The 20,611-nt window shown below is 60.7% G+C and carries 19 protein-coding genes; 10 read left to right on the top strand and 9 right to left on the bottom strand.

The features are described 5' to 3' along the window. The first annotated feature begins 170 nt into the window (after window positions 1-170). The 5 genes from hflK (KI237_RS30015) to cfaB all read left to right on the top strand — a co-directional run bounded on the left by hflK (KI237_RS30015) (window position 171) and on the right by cfaB (window position 7,484). Window positions 171-2,132, top strand: a complete 1,962-nt coding sequence (gene hflK / locus KI237_RS30015; protein ID WP_212798230.1) for a protease modulator HflK — start codon at window positions 171-173, stop codon at window positions 2,130-2,132. Next, a complete protein-coding gene (hflC, locus tag KI237_RS30010; RefSeq protein WP_212798229.1) occupies window positions 2,129-3,148 on the top strand; it encodes a protease modulator HflC in 1,020 nt (339 codons plus the stop codon). The genes hflK (KI237_RS30015) and hflC overlap by 4 nt, the downstream gene beginning before the upstream one ends. After that, on the top strand, window positions 3,145-4,197 hold the full coding sequence (gene hflK, locus KI237_RS30005; RefSeq protein WP_212798228.1) for a protease modulator HflK: 1,053 nt from the start codon (window positions 3,145-3,147) through the stop codon (window positions 4,195-4,197). Before hflC ends, hflK (KI237_RS30005) begins: the two co-directional genes overlap by 4 nt. Next, on the top strand, window positions 4,194-6,113 hold the full coding sequence (locus tag KI237_RS30000) for a heavy metal translocating P-type ATPase (RefSeq protein WP_212798227.1): 1,920 nt from the start codon (window positions 4,194-4,196) through the stop codon (window positions 6,111-6,113). The genes hflK (KI237_RS30005) and KI237_RS30000 overlap by 4 nt, the downstream gene beginning before the upstream one ends. Window positions 6,114-6,296: 183 nt before the next feature. Next, window positions 6,297-7,484, top strand: a complete 1,188-nt coding sequence (gene cfaB, locus KI237_RS29995) for a C17 cyclopropane fatty acid synthase CfaB (RefSeq protein WP_212798226.1) — start codon at window positions 6,297-6,299, stop codon at window positions 7,482-7,484. Here cfaB and cls read toward each other — a convergent pair. Further along, a complete protein-coding gene (gene cls / locus KI237_RS29990; protein ID WP_212798225.1) occupies window positions 7,481-8,920 on the bottom strand; it encodes a cardiolipin synthase in 1,440 nt (479 codons plus the stop codon). The two genes, cfaB and cls, sit on opposite strands and share 4 nt — an antisense overlap. Before the next feature lie 141 nt (window positions 8,921-9,061). Between cls and KI237_RS29985 the strand changes: the two genes are divergently transcribed. Next, the gene (locus tag KI237_RS29985) at window positions 9,062-9,583 is read left to right on the top strand and encodes a DUF3617 domain-containing protein (protein ID WP_212798224.1); all 522 of its coding nucleotides are present in this window, start codon (window positions 9,062-9,064) and stop codon (window positions 9,581-9,583) included. A 128-nt stretch (window positions 9,584-9,711) separates the two neighbouring features. Here the strand turns inward: KI237_RS29985 and KI237_RS29980 are convergent, their stop codons facing one another. The 5 genes from KI237_RS29980 to KI237_RS29960 form a co-directional block, all read right to left on the bottom strand. Next, a complete protein-coding gene (locus KI237_RS29980) occupies window positions 9,712-10,587 on the bottom strand; it encodes a metal ABC transporter substrate-binding protein (protein WP_212798223.1) in 876 nt (291 codons plus the stop codon). 11 nt (window positions 10,588-10,598) lie between these two features. After that, window positions 10,599-11,465, bottom strand: coding sequence for a metal ABC transporter permease (locus KI237_RS29975; RefSeq protein WP_212798222.1), 867 nt, complete (start codon window positions 11,463-11,465; stop codon window positions 10,599-10,601). Then, a complete protein-coding gene (locus KI237_RS29970) occupies window positions 11,465-12,133 on the bottom strand; it encodes a metal ABC transporter ATP-binding protein (protein WP_212798221.1) in 669 nt (222 codons plus the stop codon). Before KI237_RS29970 ends, KI237_RS29975 begins: the two co-directional genes overlap by 1 nt. Continuing rightward, a complete protein-coding gene (gene folE2, locus KI237_RS29965; RefSeq protein ID WP_212798220.1) occupies window positions 12,130-13,026 on the bottom strand; it encodes a GTP cyclohydrolase FolE2 in 897 nt (298 codons plus the stop codon). Before folE2 ends, KI237_RS29970 begins: the two co-directional genes overlap by 4 nt. 116 nt (window positions 13,027-13,142) lie before the next feature. Then, complete coding sequence (locus tag KI237_RS29960) at window positions 13,143-13,535, bottom strand: glutamine synthetase (protein WP_212798219.1); 393 nt, start codon at window positions 13,533-13,535, stop codon at window positions 13,143-13,145. 144 nt (window positions 13,536-13,679) lie between these two features. On the opposite strand from KI237_RS29960, the gene zigA reads away from it, so the two are divergent. Beyond that, the gene (gene zigA / locus KI237_RS29955; protein ID WP_212798218.1) at window positions 13,680-14,888 is read left to right on the top strand and encodes a zinc metallochaperone GTPase ZigA; all 1,209 of its coding nucleotides are present in this window, start codon (window positions 13,680-13,682) and stop codon (window positions 14,886-14,888) included. Further along, window positions 14,888-15,538 carry a DUF1826 domain-containing protein gene (locus KI237_RS29950; protein WP_212798217.1) on the top strand — a complete coding sequence of 217 codons (651 nt, stop codon included), beginning with the start codon at window positions 14,888-14,890 and terminating at the stop codon, window positions 15,536-15,538. The genes zigA and KI237_RS29950 overlap by 1 nt, the downstream gene beginning before the upstream one ends. On the opposite strand, the gene KI237_RS29945 is transcribed toward KI237_RS29950, so the two are convergent. Further along, the gene (locus KI237_RS29945; protein WP_212798216.1) at window positions 15,535-15,888 is read right to left on the bottom strand and encodes an NADH:ubiquinone oxidoreductase; all 354 of its coding nucleotides are present in this window, start codon (window positions 15,886-15,888) and stop codon (window positions 15,535-15,537) included. The two genes, KI237_RS29950 and KI237_RS29945, sit on opposite strands and share 4 nt — an antisense overlap. 27 nt (window positions 15,889-15,915) lie before the next feature. On the opposite strand from KI237_RS29945, the gene KI237_RS29940 reads away from it, so the two are divergent. Beyond that, entirely contained in the window at window positions 15,916-16,881 is a 966-nt protein-coding gene (locus tag KI237_RS29940; RefSeq protein WP_212798215.1) for a CobW family GTP-binding protein, read from the top strand. A 12-nt stretch (window positions 16,882-16,893) separates the two neighbouring features. Here KI237_RS29940 and KI237_RS29935 read toward each other — a convergent pair whose 3' ends face one another. Further along, on the bottom strand, window positions 16,894-17,316 hold the full coding sequence (locus KI237_RS29935; protein WP_212798214.1) for a DUF3301 domain-containing protein: 423 nt from the start codon (window positions 17,314-17,316) through the stop codon (window positions 16,894-16,896). A gap of 119 nt (window positions 17,317-17,435) precedes the next feature. Between KI237_RS29935 and pdxY the strand changes: the two genes are divergently transcribed. Next, window positions 17,436-18,308: a pyridoxal kinase PdxY gene (gene pdxY / locus KI237_RS29930; protein ID WP_212798213.1), complete on the top strand. Its 873-nt coding sequence runs from the start codon at window positions 17,436-17,438 to the stop codon at window positions 18,306-18,308. A 115-nt stretch (window positions 18,309-18,423) separates the two neighbouring features. Here the strand turns inward: pdxY and KI237_RS29925 are convergent, their stop codons facing one another. Beyond that, on the bottom strand, window positions 18,424-20,604 hold the full coding sequence (locus KI237_RS29925; RefSeq protein WP_212798212.1) for a lipase family protein: 2,181 nt from the start codon (window positions 20,602-20,604) through the stop codon (window positions 18,424-18,426). Window positions 20,605-20,611: the final 7 nt, after the last annotated feature.

Genomic DNA, 20,611 nt, shown 5'->3' with positions numbered 1-20,611 from the left:
TCCAGAGATTTCGGTCAAGGCTTAAGTCAAGAGGCCAGGGCAGGCCTTGTCATGAAGAATTCGAAACGGAAATTTCACAGGAATCGTTATAAGGTAACGGTATACATAGCGGAGCGTCGGTGGGGTTGTCCACGGGCCCGGATTTTGATCGCCACGAGTGCTGGGGTGGTATGCAAGTCGATCTTGATGTCGAGGGGGCACAGGTGGCCGAATGGCCGCGTTTTCAACGAGCGTCGTTCCAAGGGCGCCGTTTGAAACAGACCGCCTTCGCCCTGGCAAGCGTGGCGGGTTTGGGTCTGCTACTGGCTTTTTTTATTGGGGTGTTTTCGCCGCAATCGCTGTGGCCGGCTCTGCTGGTCAGCCAAGGTGCGGGACTCTTGGTGTTGGTAGCGGGTTTGCAATCGGCCTGGTGGGTGACGCAATGGCGTAGCAGGGCGCTGCTGCCTGCTGTGGATAACTTGCCGGCACAAAGCGAGCCTGTTGATAACCTGGGCTGGTATGAGCGGCTGCTGGAGCGAATCGGCGCACGCTGGCTCGGCTTGCTGAAGCAAATCGGTGCGCCTGCGTTGTGGCTGGCCGGTTGGGCAGTGCTGGTATTGCTGGGCCTTGAACACGCCTGGAACTTGCAACTGCCGGCTGCCGCCCTCGGGGTCTCGGCCAGTGTGGGGGCGGTGTTGTCGTTGGTATTGGCGTTCGGGTTATTAGTCTTCGAGCGGCAATTGGCCCAGCAATCCCCCGTTGAATGGCCGGAAGCGCCGTCGCTGGCGCAACTGACGCGAGTGGCGATCATCGTGCTGGTGCTCGGCGCTTTGTGCTTGTTGTTCGCCGCAGAAACGTCCATCTGGCCGATGCGCCTGGCGGTGTTGATAGGGCTGTTGCCGGGTGTGGTGGCGGCCGAGTTTTTGTTGCGCGCCGTGTTGTCGTTATTCATCCCGCGTCGGGACGCCCTGGAGCCGACGCTGCTGGGCCGCAGTGTCGTCGCCGATCTGCTGCGCTGGCCGCCGCAACCGTTGCTGGCTTTGCAACATGAACTGCACAACCGTTTTGGCATCGACTTGCGCCAGATCTGGGCCTTCAGCTACATGCGCCGGGCTTTTTTGCCGGTGTTGGCGCTGGTGGTGCTGGTGGGCTGGTTATTGACGGGCGTGCACGAAGTGCCGCTGCAGGGGCGTGGCATCTATGAGCGTTTTGGCAAACCGGTGGAGGTGTTCGGCCCGGGTTTGCATGTCGCGTTGCCTTGGCCATGGGGCAGGGTGCTCAACGTCGAGAATGGCGTTGTGCATGAATTGGCGACCAGTGTCGCGCAGAGTCGAGCAGTGGTCGAAGCGGAACCGGCGGAGGGGCCGGCGCCGGAAATCGCCAATCGGTTGTGGGACGCCAGCCATGTGAACGACAAGTCCCAGGTCATTGCCAGTCGTCGTGCCGACCAGCAGAGCTTCCAGATCGTCAACATGGACGTGCGTTTTGTCTATCGCATCGGCCTGACGGACTCTGCGGCGTTGGCGGCGACCTACAACAGTGCCGATGTGCCGACGCTGATTCGCAGCACCGCCAGCCGCATCCTGGTGCATGAGTTTGCGTCGCGCACACTGGACGGGTTGTTGGGCGCGGACCGTGTCAGCCTCGCCGACGAAATCGGTCGCGCCGTCCAGGCTGATTTGCAATCGCTCGATAGCGGTGTGCAAATCCTGGCGACGGTCGTGGAGGCGATTCATCCGCCGGCCGGCGCGGCCAATGCTTACCACGGTGTGCAGGCGGCGCAGATCGGCGCGCAGGCGTTGATCGCCCGAGAGCGTGGCGCGGCGGCGGAACAGACCAACCAGGCGCAATTGCAAGCAAGCGTCGCCCATGACCAAGCCACTGCCACCGCCCGGGAAATCAATGCGACTGCCCAGGCCGCCGACCTGCGCTTCAATGCCGACCGCAAAGCCTACGCCACGGCCGGACACGCTTTTGTGCTGGAGCATTACCTGGGCCAACTGAGCCAGGGCCTTGCCAACGCCCGGTTGCTGATTCTCGACCATCGCCTGGGCGGCAGCGGCAACGCGCCGACCATCGACTTGCGTACCTTCACGCTGCCGGCAGACCCCGCGTCGCCGCGTAACCCTGTCCCGCCAGGAGCTGCCCATTGAGCCAGTCCTCTACACACGATCACCACGACCACGCCGGTCACGATCACGGTCATCATCACCACCATCATGGCGATCCGCAGCAAGCCGGTCCGTTCCCCTGGCGGCGGATGGGCTGGGCGGTTCTGCTGGTGGCGTTTGCCGTTGCGGCGGCGAGCCTGGTGCAGGTGCGTTCGGGGGAGGCGACGGTCATCACCCGTTTCGGCAATCCGGCGCGGGTGCTGCTGCAACCGGGTTTGGGTTGGCGCTGGCCGGCACCGTTCGAAGCGGCGATTCCGGTCGACCTGCGATTACGCACCACCTCCAGCGGTCTGCAGGATGTCGGCACCCGTGATGGGCTGCGGATCATCGTCCAGGCCTACGTGGCTTGGCAGGTGCAGGGTGACCCCGAAAACGTGCAGCGCTTCATGCGCGCGGTGCAGAACCAACCGGACGAAGCGGCACGGCAGATCCGCACCTTCGTCGGCTCGGCGCTGGAAACCACAGCCGCCAGTTTTGACCTGGCGAACCTGGTCAACACCGATGCCAGCCAGGTGCGCATCGCCGATTTCGAAGCTCAGCTGCGTCAGCAGATCGATCAACAGTTGCTCACCACCTATGGTGTGCGTGTGTTGCAAGTTGGCATTGAACGCCTGACTTTACCGTCGGTGACGCTGACGGCAACGGTGGATCGCATGCGCGCCGAGCGCGAGACCATCGCCACCGAACGCACCGCCATCGGCAAGCGCGAAGCGGCGCAGATTCGCTCCGCCGCAGAGCGTGATGCGCGAGTCTTGCAAGCTGATGCCACGGTAAAAGCCGCGGACATCGAAGCGCAGTCGCGGGTAGAAGCGGCGGAGATCTATGGCCGGGCATACGCCGGCTCTCCGCAGCTGTACAACCTGCTTCGTTCACTGGACACCTTGGGCACTATTGTCAGCCCAGGCACGAAGCTGATTTTGCGCACCGATGCAGCGCCATTCCGTGTGCTGGTGGACGGTCCTGTTTCCGTGGAAGGCAAAGGTGGAACACAACCATGAGTTTGGTTCCACGTGGAACAAACGAGTTATCCAGTCCGTGGATCCAGGCTGGGCGTTTGGCGTTTCTGGCGCTTTACGCCGTCACGGTGTTGGCCGCATTGGCCTGGCTCTTTTCCAACGTACGGCAGATTGATCCGCAGAATCGTGCAGTGGTGCTGCACTTTGGCGCCTTGGATCGCATCCAGAATGCCGGCCTCTTGTTGGCGTGGCCGCGTCCTGTGGAGCAGGTGATCCTGCTGCCAGCGGCGGATCGGGTGCTTGAACGGCGGGTGGAAAATCTGCTGCGCTCGGACGCGGCCTTGCAAGCCGACCGTGTGGCCAGTTTCGCCACGCCCGTTAGCGATGCGTTGGCTGGCTCTGGCTATTTATTGACCGGTGATGCCGGGGTGGTGCAACTGGATGTGCGGGTGTTCTACAAAGTGACCGACCCTTACGCCTTTGTCTTGCAAGGTGAACATGTCCTGCCGGCACTGGACCGGCTGGCGACCCGTAGTGCCGTGGCACTGACCGCGGCTCGGGACTTGGACACCATCCTGGTGGCTCGCCCCGAACTGATGGGCAGCGACAATCAGGCAGCCGAGCGTCGTGAACGCTTGCGTGGTGATCTGGTGCAGGGTCTCAACCGACGCCTGGCTGACCTGGCGGCGACGGGGCAGGGGTTAGGTATCGAGGTCGTGCGGGTCGATGTGCAATCGAGTTTGCCGGGGCCGGCGGTGAGTGCCTTCAACGCAGTGCTGACGGCCAGCCAACAGGCCGATAAAGCCGTGGCCAACGCGCGTACCGAAGCCGAAAAACTCACCCAAGCTGCCCGCCAAGATGCCGACCGTGCCGTGCAAGTCGCTCATGCCCAGGCCAGCGAACGCCTCGCCAAGGCGTCGGCCGACACGGCCACCGTGCTCGGCTTGGCGAAGACCCAAGGCAGTGATCCGCAAATGCTGCTGCGCCTGTACCGCGAGCGCATGCCGGCCATCCTTCGCCAGGCCGCTTCAGTCACCACGGTCGATCCGAAAGACGATTCCCGCCTGATCATCCAGGGAGCCGGACAATGACAGCCCAAACCAGCGCTGCACCGATGTTGTCTTCGACGGAACAACGCGTCGCCGCTCGGCAACTGACCTTGGCGATGCTCGCCCTCGGCTTGCTCGCACTGGGCCTGGTATGGCGCGGTTGGTCGCCGGAGCAGAGCGGCGTCAGTCAACTGCTGTTGGGGGTCGCCTCGCTGTTGGTGGCGGTGCCGGTGATGCGTTCGGCCTGGTACAGCTTGCGTTACCCAAGCCTGCACGGGATTACTGACCAACTCATCGCCCTGGCGATGCTCGGTGCCTGGGCCACCGGCGATCTGCTGACGGCCGCGTTGTTGCCAATCATCATGATCTTCGGGCATGTGCTGGAAGAGCGCAGCGTCATCGGTTCCCAGGAGGCGATCCACGCCCTTGGCCAACTGACCCGCAGCCAAGGTCGCAAGGTGCAGGCCGACGGTTCGATCATCGATGTCGACAACGCGACGCTCCAGCCCGGCGATGTCGTGGAGGTGCGCGCCGGTGACCGGGTGCCGGCCGATGGTCGGGTATTGTCCGGCCAGGCTAGCCTCGACACCGCGCCCATCACGGGTGAGTCGGTGCCGTTGGAGGCCGTGGTCGGCACTGAAGTCTTTGATGGCGCGATCAACCTCGATGGTCTGCTACGCCTGGAAGTGACCCGTACCGGCGAAGAATCCACCTTGGGCAAGGTCATCGCCCTGATGCAAAACGCCGAACGCTCCAAGCCGCCCATCACTCGCCTGCTGGAACGCTACGCCGGCAGTTACCTGGTATTGGTATTGCTGCTGGCGGCGGTGACCTGGTTCGTGACCAACGATGCCCAGGCGATGCTGGCGGTCCTGGTCGCCGCCTGTCCTTGTGCGTTGGTGCTGTCGGCGCCGGCCACCGCCATTGCCGGGATCGCGGTGGCGGCGCGCCACGGGATCCTGATCCGTAGCTCGGCCTTCCTGGAAGAACTGGCGGACCTGACATCGTTGGTTGTCGACAAGACCGGAACCCTGACCTACGGTGTCCTGCGCCTGCAATCCATTGAACAGGCCAACGATGCTCATGCATCGTTGCTGCTGCCTTTGGCTGCCAGCCTCGGTTCGGCCAGCAGTCATCCGGTCAGCCGTGCGTTGGCAGGGTTAGTGGAACAGGAAAACTGCCTGCCGCTGACGGATATCCATGAGCGCCAGGGGTTGGGTGTAGTCGCGATGACCGCCCAGGGTGAGGCGGCGCTCGGTCGGCCGGAGTTGTTTGCACAACTGGGCATTCAAACGTCAGCGGTCCCGGAGCACGACGGCCCGATTGCCGGTCTGGCCCTGGACGGGCAGTTCATCGCTTGGCTGTTGCTGGCCGACAGTGTCAAGCCGGAGGCACGGGTTGCCATGGCCGAGCTATGCGAGCTGGGGCTGGGACGCCAGTTGCTGTTGACCGGCGACCGCCAGAGCGTGGCCACGACCCTGGCCCGGGATGTCGGCATCGGCGATCTGCAAGCCCAGGCCCTCCCGGAAGACAAACTCAAACGGGTCATGGCTGAAATCGACCATGGGTTCCGCCCCATGGTGGTGGGCGATGGCATCAACGACTCCCTGGCGCTCAAGGCCGGGGTGGTCGGCGTTGCAATGGGCGCCGGCGGCGCCGATATCGCCCTGGCGTCGGCAGACATCGTGCTGATCGGCAGCGACCTGCGGCGCCTTGGCACCTGCGTACGATTGAGCCGCCAATGCAGGCGCACATTGCAGGTCAACGTGGTCATTGGCTTGGGTTGGACGCTGGCAATCGTCGCTTTCGCCGCCTTCGGCTGGCTCGGCGCGGCAGGGGCGATGATCGCTGCATTGCTGCACAATCTCAGTACCCTGCTAGTGTTAGGTAATGCAGGGCGATTGCTGCGGTTCCAGGAGCCACTCCTGAAAATCCAAGAGAAGGGAACCGTTGGATAACCGTTGGCGAACTGTACGTCACCCTTGCAGTCTCTGTTGGAGAGGGCGTACCCATACTGGCGTTACCCGGCACAAGGAGTGAATTTGGGACAGTGATAGAGAAAGGCTATAAATTCGATAGCCTGCTATTTTTCTATGATGGTCTACCCTCATTTCAGACGTCTGAAACAAGGGGGATTACTCATGCTCGCGCAACTTCCACCGGCCTTACAGAATCTGCATCTACCGCTTCGGCTGAGGCTCTGGGATGGCCATGAGTTTTCACTGGGTGACGACCCCAGTGTCACGATCGTGGTCAAGGACCCACAAATGGTCGCGCAATTCACCCATCCCAGCCTGGATGCGCTAGGAGCGGCCTTCGTCGAAGGCAAACTGGAACTCGAAGGTTCGATTCACGAAGTCATTCGTGTCTGCGATGAATTGAGCCAGGCCTTGGTCGAGGATGACGCCGACAACCCGCCGGTCCGCTCACTCCACGACAAGGAAACCGACGCCAAGGCGATCTCCTATCACTACGATCTTTCCAACGCGTTCTATCAGCTGTGGCTCGACAGTGACATGGCCTATTCCTGCGCCTATTTCGAGACGGGCAGCGAAACCCTCGAACAGGCCCAGCAAGCCAAATTCCGTCACTTGTGCCGCAAGCTGCGATTACAGCCAGGTGATTACCTGCTCGATGTCGGTTGTGGGTGGGGCGGCCTGGCCCGTTACGCTGCACGTGAGTTTGGTGCCAAAGTCTTCGGGATTACCCTGAGCAAGGCGCAGCTGGCATTGGCTCGGGAACGGGTCAAGGCCGAAGGCCTGGAGGATCTGGTCGAGCTGCAATTGCTGGACTACCGCGACCTGCCCCAGGATGGTCGCTTCGACAAAGTGGTCAGCGTTGGCATGTTCGAGCATGTTGGCCACGCTAACCTCGAGCAGTACTGCAAGACGCTATTCGGCGCGGTTCGTGAGGGCGGGTTGGTGATGAACCATGGCATCACCGCCAAGCACACCGACGGTCGTCCAGTCGGTCGTGGCGCCGGTGAATTCATTGAGAAGTATGTTTTCCCCAATGGCGAGCTGCCGCACCTGTCGATGATCTCTGCCCAGATCAGCGAAGCGGGGCTGGAGATCGTCGACGTGGAAAGCCTGCGCCTGCATTACGCGCGCACGCTCGATCATTGGAGTGAACGCTTGGAAGACAATCTCGAGGCCGCCGCGAAGGAAGTGCCGGAACAGGCGCTGCGGATCTGGCGTCTGTACCTGGCCGGCTGTGCCTACGCGTTCGCCAAGGGCTGGATCAATCTGCACCAGATCCTGGCGGTGAAGGCTCACGCCGACGGCAGCCATGAGTTGCCCTGGACTCGCGACGACATCTACACCCCTTAGAGAATCGGGGAAATAAGCCGGGCGATCCGCATGCCTATCTTTTGAAGGCGGTGGGTCTCCCGGCTTTCCTGTTTGTCGATTTCCACGGCTTGGGCGAAGTCCTGCTCAAGCATCTGCTCGACCTCGGTGGCGAATGGGACATCCACCGTGAGCAGCATGACTTCGAAATTCAAGCGGAACGAACGGTTGTCCAGGTTCGCGCTGCCGATGGCGCTGATTTCCCCGTCGATCAGCACCACTTTCTGATGCAGGAAGCCCGGCGTGTAACGGAATATCCGCACACCGGCCCGCACCGCTTCAAACGCATACAGGCTGGACGCGGCGTAGACGACCTTGTGGTCCGGCCGCGAGGGCAGCAGGATGCGCACATCCACCCCGCGCAGCACCGCCAGGCGCAAGGCCGCGAACACTGCTTCGTCAGGGATGAAGTAAGGCGTTGTGATCCAGACTCGCTCGCTGGCCGCGTGGATAGCTTCGACGAAAAACAGCGAACAGGTTTCGTAGGCATCGGCTGGGCCGCTGGTCAGCAACTGGCAGAGCACACCGTCGTCCGGGTAGGTGTCTGGCAGGATCAGCGGTGGCAGAGAACGGGCCGCCCAGAACCAGTCCTCGGCAAACGACTCTTGCATGCTCCCCACCACCGGGCCGCGGACTTCGACATGGGTGTCGCGCCACGGCGCCAGGGGCGGCTTTTCGCCCATGTATTCATCGCCCACGTTGTGCCCGCCGACGAAACCTAGAACGCCATCCACCGCTACGATCTTGCGGTGGTTGCGAAAGTTGACCTGGAACCGATTGAGCCAGCCGCTGCGGGTGGCAAAGGCTTTCACGTGGACACCCCCGTCGCGCAGCGCCTGGACGTAGCGGTGGGGCAGGGAGTGGCTACCAATGCGGTCATAAAGCAGATACACCGCCACGCCTTCGGCGGCTTTTTTCAGCAGCAGTGTCTGCAGGCGTAGGCCGAGGCGGTCGTCGTGGATGATGAAAAATTGAATCAGCACGGCCTGCCGCGCGTTATCGATGGCCTGCAAGATTGCCTCGAACGTGGCCTGCCCATTGACGAGCAAGCGCACCTGATTGTTCGCCAGGCACGGTGTGCGCCCCAGCTTGGGCATGGCCCGTAGCGAGTTGTAGGCCTGGGATGCGCGGGCGGTCAAAGCCTCTTCGACCCACGGCCGCCAGTTCAGCTCGGAGATCGCCTTGCGCATCTCTTCGTTAGCTTGTCGGCGCGCCTTGATGTAGCCATCAAAGGTGCTGCGCCCGAAAACCAGGTAAGGAATCAACGTCAGGTAAGGAATGAACAGCAGCGAAAGGGCCCAGGCAATCGACCCTTGGGCCGTGCGCACCGTCAACACGGCGTGGACGGCGGCGATGGCACCCAGGGTGTGGAGCAGCGCGATCAGGTAACCGAAAACATGCGGGCCAAAATAATCCATGGGGCATTCTTGCTCCGGAAGTTTCAATGCTTAACAGACCATGTTCCATGGCGAATGTCGCTATTTAATTCACCCGTCCCGGGCCTGAACCGAAGCGCACGGGCGGCGTCTAACGGCCACTTGTCCTCTGGAGTTTATGCAATGAATGTTCGTCTGCTGGGTATGGCCTTGGCGATTGGCTTTTCGGTTCCGATGGCGGCTCAGGCGCAGATGCTCCAGCCAGGTTTGTGGGAACTGACCACCAGCAACATGAAGGTCGATAACCAGAACCTGCCGGATCTGCAATTGATCCTCGGCCAGTTGCAAACCCAGATGACCCCGGAGCAACGGGCGATGCTGGAAAAACAGGGCATCACCATGGGCGGTAAAGGCATTCGTGTCTGCCTGACTCCAGCGCAGGTACAAACCAATGACATACCGCTGCAAGACCCGCAATCGGGTTGCAAGCAGCAGATCACCGAACGCACCGGCAATCAGTGGAAGTTTCGCTTCAGTTGCCCCAAAGCCCAGGGTAACGGGGTAGCGACGTTCCAGAGCGATCGTGAATTCACCACCAAGGTCAACGGCACGTTCAATGCCACCGGCATCCAGCAGAACGGCAGCCTCGACACTCGTGCAGTGTGGCTGGGGCAGGATTGCGGAACGGTCAAGCCGAGGGCTTGAACCTCATTTTGAAGTAATGGCCTGGGGCAATCTGTGGGAGCAAAGCTTGCTCGCGATGCAGACGACTCGGTGAATTGCATAACGCGTCACCGTTCTTTCGCGGGCAAGCTTGCTTCCAAAATGCCGGCTCAAGGCCGACTCAACGCCTCATACAACGTATTGAGGTTGTATTCGAAAAGCCCTGTAAAGGTGCTGGCCGGTCCGCTGGCCGCGAGTGCATCGGAGTACAGCGTACCGCCGATTTGGGCGCCGCTCTCGTCGGCGATCTGTTTGAGCAGGCGTGCGTCCTTGATGTTTTCCATGAACACCGCTTTGACCTTTGACTGACGGATCTGGGTAATCAGCGCCGCGACTTCTGCCGCCGACGGTTCACGCTCGGTGGATAAACCTTGCGGTGCCATGAACTCGATGCCATAGGCCTGGCCCAGGTAACCGAATGCGTCGTGGGAGGTCACGATCTTGCGATTGCCTGGTGGCAATGCACCGAGCTTGGCCTTGGCTTCGGCGAGCAGGGCATAGATTTTCTTCAGGTACGCCTGACTGTTGCGTTCGTAGTCGGCCTTGTTGGCCGGGTCGGCAGCTTCCAGTGCCTTGGTGATGTTGCTGACATACAGCTCGGCGTTCGCCAGGTTGTGCCAGGCGTGCGGGTCGGGGATGGTCTCGCCATCCTCATCCAGTGACCGCGGGATTACACCGTGGCTGGCGCTGATTACCGGGGCGCTGGTTTCGGTGCTGGTCACCAGGCGATCCAGCCATGGCTCGAAACCCAATCCATTCTTGATGATCAGTTTTGCCCCGAGCAATGCCTTGGCGTCGTCTGGCGTGGGTTCGTAGGTGTGTGCATCGGCGTCCGGTCCGACCATGTTGGTGATGTGGACATGCTCACCACCGACCTGTCGGGTCATGTCGTCGAGGATGCTGAAACTGGTCACCACCTGGAGCTTTTCGGCGGCGGACAGGGACATGGACAGCATCAGACTGATTAGCACGAGCAGAGCGCGCATCGGGAAACACCTCATTGGGATGTGAGCAAAGGCGGGCGGCGCAGCAAGCCGTGCACCGGACCGAATACCACCGACAGCAGGTACAACGCGCCCGCCACCAGTACGATGGACGGTCCGCTGGGCAGTGAGTAATAGAAGGACAACAACAGACCAAGCCACACGGAGAGGCAGCCGAGCAGCGCCGCAATCAGCATCAGGAGCGGCAGGCGGCGGCTGCAGAATCGCGATGCGGCGGCCGGCAACATCATCAGGCCGACCACCATCAGCGCACCGATGGCCTGGAAGCCGATCACCAGGTTCAACACCACCAGGGCCAGGAACACACCATGGGCCAACGGGCCGAGACGACTGACGGTTTGTAGGAACAGTGGGTCCAGCGTATCGAGCAGTAACGGTCGGTAAATCAACGCCATCGCCAACAGGCTGGCGCCGGACACCCAGAGCATGCCGGTGAGTGTCGGGCCGTCTACCGCCAGGGCCGAGCCGAACAGCAAGTGAAGCAAGTCCAGGCGTTTGCCGGCCATGCCGAGGATCAATACGCCGGCCGCCAAGGAAATGGGATAAATCGCCGCGAGGCTGGCGTCCTCCCTAAGACCGGTACGCCGGGTAATCCAGGCGGCGAGCCCGGCCATGCTCAAGCCCGCGCCCAGGCCGCCAACGGTCAAGGCGGGCAGGCTCAGCCCGGCAAACCAGAAACCCAGGGCAGCGCCAGGCAGAATGCCGTGCGCCACGGCGTCACCAATCAGGCTCATGCGCCGAAGAATCAGGAACACGCCCAACGGCGCCGTGCTGCACGCCAGCACCAGAGCGCCAAGCAAGGCCCTGCGCATGAAGACAAACTCTTGAAACGGTTCCCAGAGATGAGTGGCCGCAAGCATCAGGCCACCCACGTGTGGGGCTGTTGGGCGATCAAGTCGACGCTACGGCCCAGCACGCAGCCGGTGTTGCTGATCAGCAGCGTATGGGGAATATGTTGGCGGACCGCTGCCAGATCATGGCACACCACCACGACGGTTCGGCCCTGGGCATGCCAGTGGTGGAGGTGTTTCCACAGCAGCGCTTGGCCCTGTTCGTCGAGGGCGGCGTGGGGTTCGTCGAGCAATAGCAGTGGCGCTTCGGCCAGGCTCAGGCGAGCGAGCAGTGCGCGTTGCAGCTCCCCTCCAGACAGCGCCATTAAGGGGCGATGCTCAAGGCCGGTCAGCGCCCAGTCGGCGATGGCGGTCTGGAGCAACTGCCTTCGCATGGCTGGCGTGTGTCGATTACCCCAGGAACCGGCGGCCACTAACTCTTGCAAACTGATGGGGAATTGCCGATCCAGATGTTGCTGCTGTGGCATGAACGAAACCCCACCACGCCGTGGAACATCCAGGGTGACTTTGCCGGAGAGCGGTTTTTGCAGCCCCGCGAGCACTTTCAACAGGCTGCTTTTGCCCGAGCCGTTGGCACCGATAATGGCGGTGAGACTGCCGGCCGGTCGCTGCATGGCGAGCGGCGGTGTGAGGGGTTGTCCGGGGGCGCCCCAGCGCAGCGCTTGGCAGTTGATCATGACGCGTCCCGGGTCCAGCAGCTTTGCGCCACGGCGTCATGGGCGTGCAGGCTTTCGGCGTGAACGACGCGTACATCCAGGGCAACGATGTCGGGTGAGCGGCTGAGGGCCGTGCTTAACCGCCGCGCGGCGTCTTCGCAGAACATCAGGTTCTGGCCGTTGGCCAGAGCGAAGGCCTGTTCATCGGCGCGCTTGACGGCGGTCTGCACAGCGGTGCCGAGGGCTGCTTCGGCTTCATTGATGAAAGACAGCAACGGCAATTCGTCTGCGTTGGTGTTCAGGCGTAGGGTCACGGTCGCGGTACTGCGTTGGCTATGCGGGGTCGCGACAATGCCGTTCGATGAACCCAGCCAGGACAGGATTTCGGCGTGCTCGAGTTTTTTGTTAGCGAAGTCGTCGACGAATTGCTGCTGGATCAACTGTCGAGCAAGTGCGGCTGAACAAGGACAAGTCGAGGAGTAGGCAATCTGAATTTTCAGTTCCACGTGGAACATTTTGTTTTTCAGATGGGCTTCGATGCTCACCGGATAGCGTTTCCAACCTGCCAACGGACTGATTAACGCCGGACGCTTTAGCAGCAGATCGGTATGCACACTGAGTGATGCCGCGTGGGACAAACCCTCATGGCTATCGAGAAATTGCTGCAGGATTCGGCGCAACAACGTTGGCGAAAGCGTCGTCTCTTCGAGCAGCTCCAGCGCTAGGTACAAGCGTGACATGTGAATGCCGCGCGCCTCACCATCATCGAGGCTGACACCCGCGTCGGCCAATGCACTTAGACGCTGGCCGTCAATCAACACCGGCGTTGCGATGCCACACATACCCACCCAATCAAGGGGCAGGGTTTGACGTGAAGCCTGCGCAGCGATGTCGGGCAGGGTTAACGCGTTCATGGTCAAGGTCCATCGAAGGTTCAAAAACAGATGTTATAGTATAACAACTGATTTGGAGAACCCTTTTCCATGAAAGGAGTTTCATCTCCCCCAATGTTCACGTTCCACGTGAAACATCAGCGCGATGAATCCTGGCAACCGTTCATACGTCCACATACAAATGCACTCGAACTACCGCCAGAGCTCGAGAAACGATTGAGGGTCGTCCAGCCCACACGCCGGCTGTATCCGACCCAACTTTCTCCATCCGATGCCAAACCGGTAAAGAAGGTGAGTTGACCGTAACGGCTGTTCGTTTGCGCCCAGTAACGACGACTGGCTGCTTCAAAACCCCGCAAATAAATGGTGTTTCCCGCCGTCGCGACGCTGTATGCATTGCCTTGAACATCCACGCAAGCCAGCAGATTCGCACTACGGGTGCAGTTCGCCAGGAGCGTGCTTTGGGCCGAAGCACCTAACACCCACAGCAGCAACGGGCTCGCCAATACCAATTTCAGATGATTGCGCATGGATGGATCTCAGACCAATGAGGAACGGCGGGGCTGGTTGAATGGTGTTGTTATACTATAACATAAAAACACCCAAACCCTGAACCAAGCCAACCCCTGGAAACGAGCTGCAGTCGAAGCGGCCGCCCGATGAGGATATACCTGATGCCCAATCGTCTTCCCGTAACCGTCCTTTCCGGATTCCTCGGTGCCGGTAAAAGCACGTTGCTCAACCACGTCTTGCGCAATCGCGACAATCTGCGGGTAGCCGTGATCGTCAACGATATGAGCGAAATCAACATCGATGGCAGCGAAGTCCAGCGAGATGTCACCCTGAGTCGTTCCGAAGAAAAACTGGTGGAAATGAGCAACGGCTGCATCTGCTGCACGTTGCGCGAGGACTTGCTCGAAGAAGTCGGGCAACTCGCCAGGGAAGGGCGTTTCGATTATCTGTTGATCGAATCCACAGGCATTTCCGAACCGTTGCCAGTGGCTGAAACCTTCACCTTTCGTGATGAAGAAGGCCGAAGTCTGGCCGATGTTGCGCGGCTCGACACCCTGGTGACGGTGGTCGATGGGGTGAATTTCCTGCTGGATTACCAGGCTGCCGAAAGCCTTGCGTCACGGGGTGAAACCCTGGGTGAGGACGATGAACGCTCGATCACCGATCTGCTGATCGAACAGATCGAGTTTGCCGACGTGATTTTGATCAGCAAAATTGACCTGATCAGCCAGCATGATCGGGAAGAATTGATCGCGATTGTGCGGCGCCTCAACGCCCAGGCGCAGATCATCCCCATGGTCATGGGGCAGGTGCCACTGGGCAGAATCCTCGACACGGGCCTTTTCGACTTCGAGCGCGCTGCCCAAGCGCCTGGCTGGCTACAGGAATTGCGTGGTGAGCACGTGCCAGAAACCGAGGAGTATGGCATCGCCTCGACCGCCTATCGGGCACGCCGGCCGTTTCACCCGGAGCGATTCTTCAACTTTATCGACCGTCCGTGGCCCAACGGCAAACTCCTGCGTTCGAAAGGTTTTTTCTGGCTGGCCAGCAAACCTGAGGAGGCGGGCAGTTGGTCCCAGGCCGGAGGCTTGATGCGGCATGGCTTCGCCGGCCGCTGGTGGCGATTCGTGCCGAAAAACCAATGGCCGCAGGATGAGGAAAGTACCGCGGCGATCATGAAAAATTGGCTTGCTGCCACAGGCGATTGCCGTCAGGAGCTGGTCTTCATTGGTCAGAACATCGACTTCAGCCAGCTCACCGCCGAACTGGACGCCTGCTTGCTCACCGACGCGGAAATGGCCCTCGGTGTTGAAAGTTGGCGGCTGTTGCCGGACCCGTTCGGCCCGTGGCATGACGAGGTCGCGGCGTGATGCTGGCGCCCAATCTGAAAAGGGCAGCGCAGACACGACAGGTCCAAGGTGACACCCCAGGGGTATTCACGCAGATCCTGGACGATGGCACTAACCTGGCGGTCTGGCAGCGTCAGCTTCCCCCTCACATCAGCGATTTTGCGGCCATGGTGCTGGCAATGGACCAGCCGCTGGCCGAATCACGGGTGCTCGACTTGCCGGAAGAAGACACCCAGTCAGCGCTGCAGGGCCTGGCCGCAGGTTTCAGCGACCTGCAAGGCTATGAAGGTTTTATCGCTGATGTCTCCTGGCTGGTCAGTGCATTTGCCTGCTTGTTGGGTGCCCAACGTGTGGGCCTGCGCCTGCGCGTGCTGGACAAGGCGATGTGCCCGCGCTTTCACGTTGACCACGTACCGGTGCGGCTGTTGACCACCTATGCGGGCGTCGGCAGCCAGTGGCTCAAGGACGGTGCCATGGACCGCCAGGAACGGTTACAACCTGAGGCAGAACCCGTCGATCCGCAGGTCATCCAGCAGTTTCGTTGCGGTGATGTGGGTTTGCTCAAAGGCGAAAAATGGCACGGTAACGAAGGGCTTGGCCTGATCCATCGATCACCGGAGCCCGCGCCGGGAGCGCGTCGATTGATTCTCACGCTCGATTGGCTGGCTTAAGGCTTGAGCCAGGTGCCCTGGCTTTGCCCTTCGCAAAATGGCTGCAGGTAAGCGGCATCGGTCGCCACGCCGTAATAGTGAATATCCTGGCGATAAGGCATATTGGCGACCTGAGCGTTGCTGCAAACGCCGAACGCGCCGCCTGGGCATTGATCGACGTATTGCACCTCGACCTTCTGGCCGGCAAGGTTTGGCTGGCAGAAACCGTCGGCAAACAGCTTCTGCGGAATGTTGCGGTTCTGCTGGCAGACTTTCACATCCAGCCGCTCCGCCTGGCTGTGAACCATGCAAGCCTGGGCCAATGCCTGGTTCGAAGTCAGTGCCAGTAACAACCAGCCGATCATTCGCATGTTCACCTCCATCAAAAGCCGTCGATTATGTTGCAGCACATTCCTACCCATGTCATCGCCGGTCCCTTGGGCGCCGGCAAGACCAGCCTGATCAGGCATCTGCTGGCGCAGCGACCGGCCAATGAACGATGGGCGGTGTTGATCAATGAGTTCGGTCAGATCGGCCTGGATGCCGCGTTGTTGACCCAGGCTGGCGATGGTATAGCACTGGGCGAAGTGGCCGGCGGCTGCTTGTGCTGCGTCAACGGCGCGCCATTTCAGATCGGTCTTGGGCGTTTGTTGCGCAAAGCCAGGCCGGATCGGTTGTTCATCGAACCCTCGGGCCTGGGTCATCCGGCACAGTTGCTTGCGCAACTGAGTGAAGCGCCATGGCTTGGCGTGCTGGCGGTGCAACCTTGTGTGCTGGTGTTGGATGCCCGGGCGATGGCGGACGGCAAGCCCTTGCCCGACGCGCAGCAACAAACCCTGGCGGATGCCGGACTGCTGGTGCTGAACAAGTCCGAGACCCTCACACACGCCGATCGCGAACGGCTGACGGCGCAATTGCCTGGGCGTGCGTTGTACTGGGCGCAACAGGCTGCGCTGCCAATCGAGCTATTGCCAGGCCATTCGGCGCGGGGCAGCGGGGCTGTGGATAACTTGAATCTGCCCAAGAGCTTGGGCCAGATACCGGCCATTTGGCCCGACCCGAAGCAACCGATCTGCCTGTATCAGCAGCAGGAAGGTGGCTGGAGCATTGGTTGGCGCTGGCACCCGAGCCAGCCATTCGACGTCGCGGCGCTGACGCGATGGCTACAAGGCCAAGACTGGAAAAGGGCGAAGATGGTTATCCACAGCCTCGACGGTTGGGTCTCAGCCAATGCGCTGGAGGGCGCGGTGCTGGGTTGGCAAACCAGTGAGTGGCGCCAGGACTCTCGGATCGAGCTGATTTTCGATCAGCCGCAAGACGTCGATTGCCTGCAAGCCGGGCTGGCGAATTGTCGGCATCGCTGAGTCAGCCGTGTTTCAAGGCTTCCACTTGTTGTGTTCCTGGCGCCACTGGCTCAACTCGATGACCTCAGCCCTGGGCCTGGCTTGGACCGGTTCAATGGGGGTTGGCGGTGTTTCTTCGAAGGGCATCGGGTAGGGCGCCAGTTCTATTTGTGCGCTGTGGGCACCGAACTGAGTGATGGTGCCCGAATGGCGGCTTTCACCGGTGACGGTGAACTCGAAGGTGTAGACGCGCGCCAGGCGTCGTCGTCCGCTGGCGTCTTTCACCAAACCGATTTTTTTCAGCGCCACGTTGCCGTCCAGCAGCTCGATCTTGAGGTTGGCGCAGTGCTGCATGACCCTCGCCAAGGCCCGTTCGCGCAAGCCATGGTTGTGCCACAGCCAGGCGCCGCCGGTAGCCAGCAGCATCAGCACGAAAATGTTTCCAAGGGTCAGCATGAACGAAGTGCTCCAACAAGTTGCTGCCAGCTTAACTGCCTCGCCGGTCTGTCGTACAGGCTGCGTTTAGTCGCATACTGCGCGGCTTGAATTTCAATCGTTTTACGGAAACTTCCCGCATGAAACGTACACCTCATCTGCTTGCCATCCAGTCTCACGTGGTATTCGGTCACGCCGGCAACAGCGCTGCCGTATTTCCGATGCAGCGGGTCGGGGTGAACGTATGGCCGCTCAACACCGTGCAGTTCTCCAACCACACCCAATACGGGCAATGGGCCGGGGAGGTGCTGGCACCAGAGCAGATACCCGCCTTGGTCGAAGGCATTGCGGCTATCGGTGAGCTGGGGCATTGCGATGCGGTGTTGTCCGGTTACTTGGGCAGCGCTGCCCAGGGGCGAGCGATTCTGACGGGCGTGGCGCGGATCAAGGCTGCCAACCCCAAGGCGCTGTACCTGTGTGACCCGGTCATGGGGCATCCAGAAAAGGGCTGCATCGTAGCGCCGGAGGTGAGCAAATTTCTCCTCGAAGAGGCCGCAGCCGTGGCGGACATCATGTGCCCGAACCAACTGGAGCTGGACAGTTTTTCGGGGCGCAAGGCGCTGTCTTTGCTCGATTGCCTGGCCATGGCCCGGGCATTGCTGGCCCGTGGACCGAAGGCGGTCCTGGTCAAGCACCTGGCCTACCCGGGCAAACCCGATGACAGCTTCGAAATGCTGTTAGTGACCGCCGAGGGCAGTTGGCACCTGCGCCGTCCACTGCTGGCGTTCCCGCGTCAGCCGGTGGGCGTGGGTGACCTCACGTCAGGGTTGTTCCTGGCGCGGATACTGTTGGGGGACAGCCTGGTGGCGGCGTTCGAGTTCACCGCCGCAGCGGTGCATGAAGTGCTGCTCGAAACCCAGGCCTGCACGAGCTACGAGCTGCAACTGATCCGCGCCCAAGACCGGATCGCCCATCCACGGGTGCGGTTCGAGGCTGTGCCGATCAATATTTGATCAAACAGGGCTAACCCTTGTGTGCGAGCTGCTCTCGCTCGGCGACGCAGCCGTCGTAAACCGATAGACGCGGTGTGCCTGGAAAAAGTGCGTCAAACCGGTTGGCCTTTGCCGGTCAACTGATGGAGTCGAGGTCCAGCGCGTAGGGTTTACCGACGGTGTACCCGTGAGCACCGCAGATCAATTCACTGTCGTCATCCAGGGGCGGTGCCATAGCCAACGGCTCGGCCACTCTGTTTTCCGGGTGTGCCTGCCAGCGAGCCAGGCTTTGTGCCAGTTGTTCGGGTTGTCCCGAACAACTTCCGTAAACGTCTTTCTCACCAACCGACGCAGTGCGCAGCGTAGCCAGGCGCGCACGCGTGCTGTGCATCTTGTCGACCTCACGAATGAGTGCAATGTTGATTGATCTTTCGCTACGACCATTGGGCGCACCCCGTCCTGCCACGTAGCGCTCCTCATCGCGCAATTGTTGGGTAATCCGTGTCAGAGCATCATCGATCCACTGATATTCGCGTTTTGTCGCCAATGTGCTCCCGTTGATGTGCGCTTCCTGCCAGCGGCGCAAGGTCGCCCAGCAAGCAGGAATGTAGCTGGGGACCATGAAGTGATCACCGGTCTGGATGAGTTGGGACAGTAATGCCGGACGGTTCGGTAGGCCATGTTTATGCTCGAGGGCGACCTCGCAGGCGGCGTGTTGGGTGATGGTGTCGCAATGGGGTAGCCACAGGATCGAAGAGCGCTCCTTGCGATCGAACTCCACCGGCAGGAAGTGCCGCAAGATACCGTGGTGTTCGTAGGACTCGCCCGTCAGGTTAGTGATGCCCGCCACGAACACGGAAAGGCCGACCGGTACGTTGGCGAACGTAAGGGCCAACCCTGTGCCATAAACACCGCTCTTGGTATTCATCCAACTGCCGGGCACGCTGGGAATCGGGTCGTTGTGGTTGACCATTCGGTAATGCACCAGAGCTTCGGCGTTTTTTGTGAAGGTGGCGTCGGCGGCGCGGGGTGCGCCGTAGGTGTAGAGTTGGATGGTGTAATCGAAGCCTGCTCTGCGTCGCAGTATCTCCGAGAGCAACAGTGCCACGGCTCCTCCCAGGCTGTGACCGCAAATCAGCAATTTTTGCCCCGCATGGAACCTGTCCAGATAGCTTGTCACGAAGGCTGCGGTTTTTTTGGCGGCGCCATAGAACCCTCGATGCACCCGGCCGACACCTTCTTCAAACGGCACTTGGAGAGCATCGGCGTCGCGCAGGAAGTCGGCGGATTGTTGGGTGCCACGTACTGCGATCAGGACCAACTCGTCATTGTGGGTGATGTAGGCCTGGGTATCAGTGCTTTCTTCCTTGTCGGTGTCGTCGAGAAAGTGGACTTTGGCAGGATGTTCCTGGCGTACACCTAGTTCCGGATCGTTAACCGCGTAGAGGGCCGGGTCGAACGGCACGATCTCCAGGCGTTTGGAGTAGGGCACGTCTTCATACAGCGGGTAATAGGGTTTTGTCTGCTCCGGATAGAGCTCCCCGAGTTCTTCGAACTTGGCCAATGCGTCCGCGAACCAGTTACCCACGCTTGGTTGCTCGGTGAAGCTCAGCGGCGTTTTTATCGGAGCCTTGTCAGGTGTCTGCCCTAAGGGGCAATAGGTCAAGGTCGACATGAGCGCCAATTGGTACAAGTTGAGCGCACAAAATTCGGGGGCGGTGGACAGCATGGGCCGCAAGGCGCGCAACGGGCGAACTTCCAGCACGGTGTGTTTTTGCGGCATCAGGACTACACCGTGTTTGCCATGTTCGCCCATCAGCCGTGCCGGCCCTGCAGGGAGTGGATAATGGCGGTACACCTCGGGTGGCAAATGCGCGCCGTGCTTGACCAGGTGCCGTACTTCCACTTGGAAAAAATCGTCTGCGCAGGCTTGTGCGGGATTTTCCCGGGTGCGCGTGGCGTTTGGGTTCAGGTAGCGAGTTTGCTCGGCGCGGACTTGTAGTTCGGTGATTTGGAGGGGGTAGTGTGGTCTTGTCTTTAGAAATGAGTAGACCTCTTCGAACCCTTGATACTTCTGATCAAAAAGCAGGGCAATCGGCCCAGCATGGTGGTTGGCGATCTTGCCGACACCCATGACATCCAGGTTGCCGGGGTATTTTTGTCCTTCTGAATCGGTAGCGATATAAGCCAGCCCTGCATAAGGCTCACCAGAGCCAAACTCATCGACGAGCTGAAAACTGCTCCACTTACCTCCCACAGGGCAGGTCAGATTGCGATGGCTCAGCCGTGACTCCAGTTCTTTTTGCAATGACGTCATACGCGGA

The organism is Pseudomonas sp. St316 (assembly GCF_018325905.1).
Lineage (GTDB): Bacteria > Pseudomonadota > Gammaproteobacteria > Pseudomonadales > Pseudomonadaceae > Aquipseudomonas.
Note: the sequence above shows the minus strand (reverse complement) of the source record. Positions and strands in the feature narration are given on the sequence as shown.

Bases quoted from the DNA above. Each gene is read 5' to 3' on its own strand.
- hflK (WP_212798230.1), top strand. From the start codon at position 171: ATGCAAGTCGATCTTGATGTCGAGGGGGCACAGGTGGCCGAATGGCCG.
- hflK (WP_212798228.1), top strand. From the start codon at position 3,145: ATGAGTTTGGTTCCACGTGGAACAAACGAGTTATCCAGTCCGTGGATC.
- KI237_RS30000 (WP_212798227.1), top strand. From the start codon at position 4,194: ATGACAGCCCAAACCAGCGCTGCACCGATGTTGTCTTCGACGGAACAA.
- cfaB (WP_212798226.1), top strand. From the start codon at position 6,297: ATGCTCGCGCAACTTCCACCGGCCTTACAGAATCTGCATCTACCGCTT.
- cls (WP_212798225.1), bottom strand. From the start codon at position 8,920: ATGGATTATTTTGGCCCGCATGTTTTCGGTTACCTGATCGCGCTGCTC.
- KI237_RS29985 (WP_212798224.1), top strand. From the start codon at position 9,062: ATGAATGTTCGTCTGCTGGGTATGGCCTTGGCGATTGGCTTTTCGGTT.
- KI237_RS29980 (WP_212798223.1), bottom strand. From the start codon at position 10,587: ATGCGCGCTCTGCTCGTGCTAATCAGTCTGATGCTGTCCATGTCCCTG.
- KI237_RS29975 (WP_212798222.1), bottom strand. From the start codon at position 11,465: ATGCTTGCGGCCACTCATCTCTGGGAACCGTTTCAAGAGTTTGTCTTC.
- KI237_RS29970 (WP_212798221.1), bottom strand. From the start codon at position 12,133: ATGATCAACTGCCAAGCGCTGCGCTGGGGCGCCCCCGGACAACCCCTC.
- folE2 (WP_212798220.1), bottom strand. From the start codon at position 13,026: ATGAACGCGTTAACCCTGCCCGACATCGCTGCGCAGGCTTCACGTCAA.
- KI237_RS29960 (WP_212798219.1), bottom strand. From the start codon at position 13,535: ATGCGCAATCATCTGAAATTGGTATTGGCGAGCCCGTTGCTGCTGTGG.
- zigA (WP_212798218.1), top strand. From the start codon at position 13,680: ATGCCCAATCGTCTTCCCGTAACCGTCCTTTCCGGATTCCTCGGTGCC.
- KI237_RS29950 (WP_212798217.1), top strand. From the start codon at position 14,888: ATGCTGGCGCCCAATCTGAAAAGGGCAGCGCAGACACGACAGGTCCAA.
- KI237_RS29945 (WP_212798216.1), bottom strand. From the start codon at position 15,888: ATGCGAATGATCGGCTGGTTGTTACTGGCACTGACTTCGAACCAGGCA.
- KI237_RS29940 (WP_212798215.1), top strand. From the start codon at position 15,916: ATGTTGCAGCACATTCCTACCCATGTCATCGCCGGTCCCTTGGGCGCC.
- KI237_RS29935 (WP_212798214.1), bottom strand. From the start codon at position 17,316: ATGCTGACCCTTGGAAACATTTTCGTGCTGATGCTGCTGGCTACCGGC.
- pdxY (WP_212798213.1), top strand. From the start codon at position 17,436: ATGAAACGTACACCTCATCTGCTTGCCATCCAGTCTCACGTGGTATTC.
- KI237_RS29925 (WP_212798212.1), bottom strand. From the start codon at position 20,604: ATGACGTCATTGCAAAAAGAACTGGAGTCACGGCTGAGCCATCGCAAT.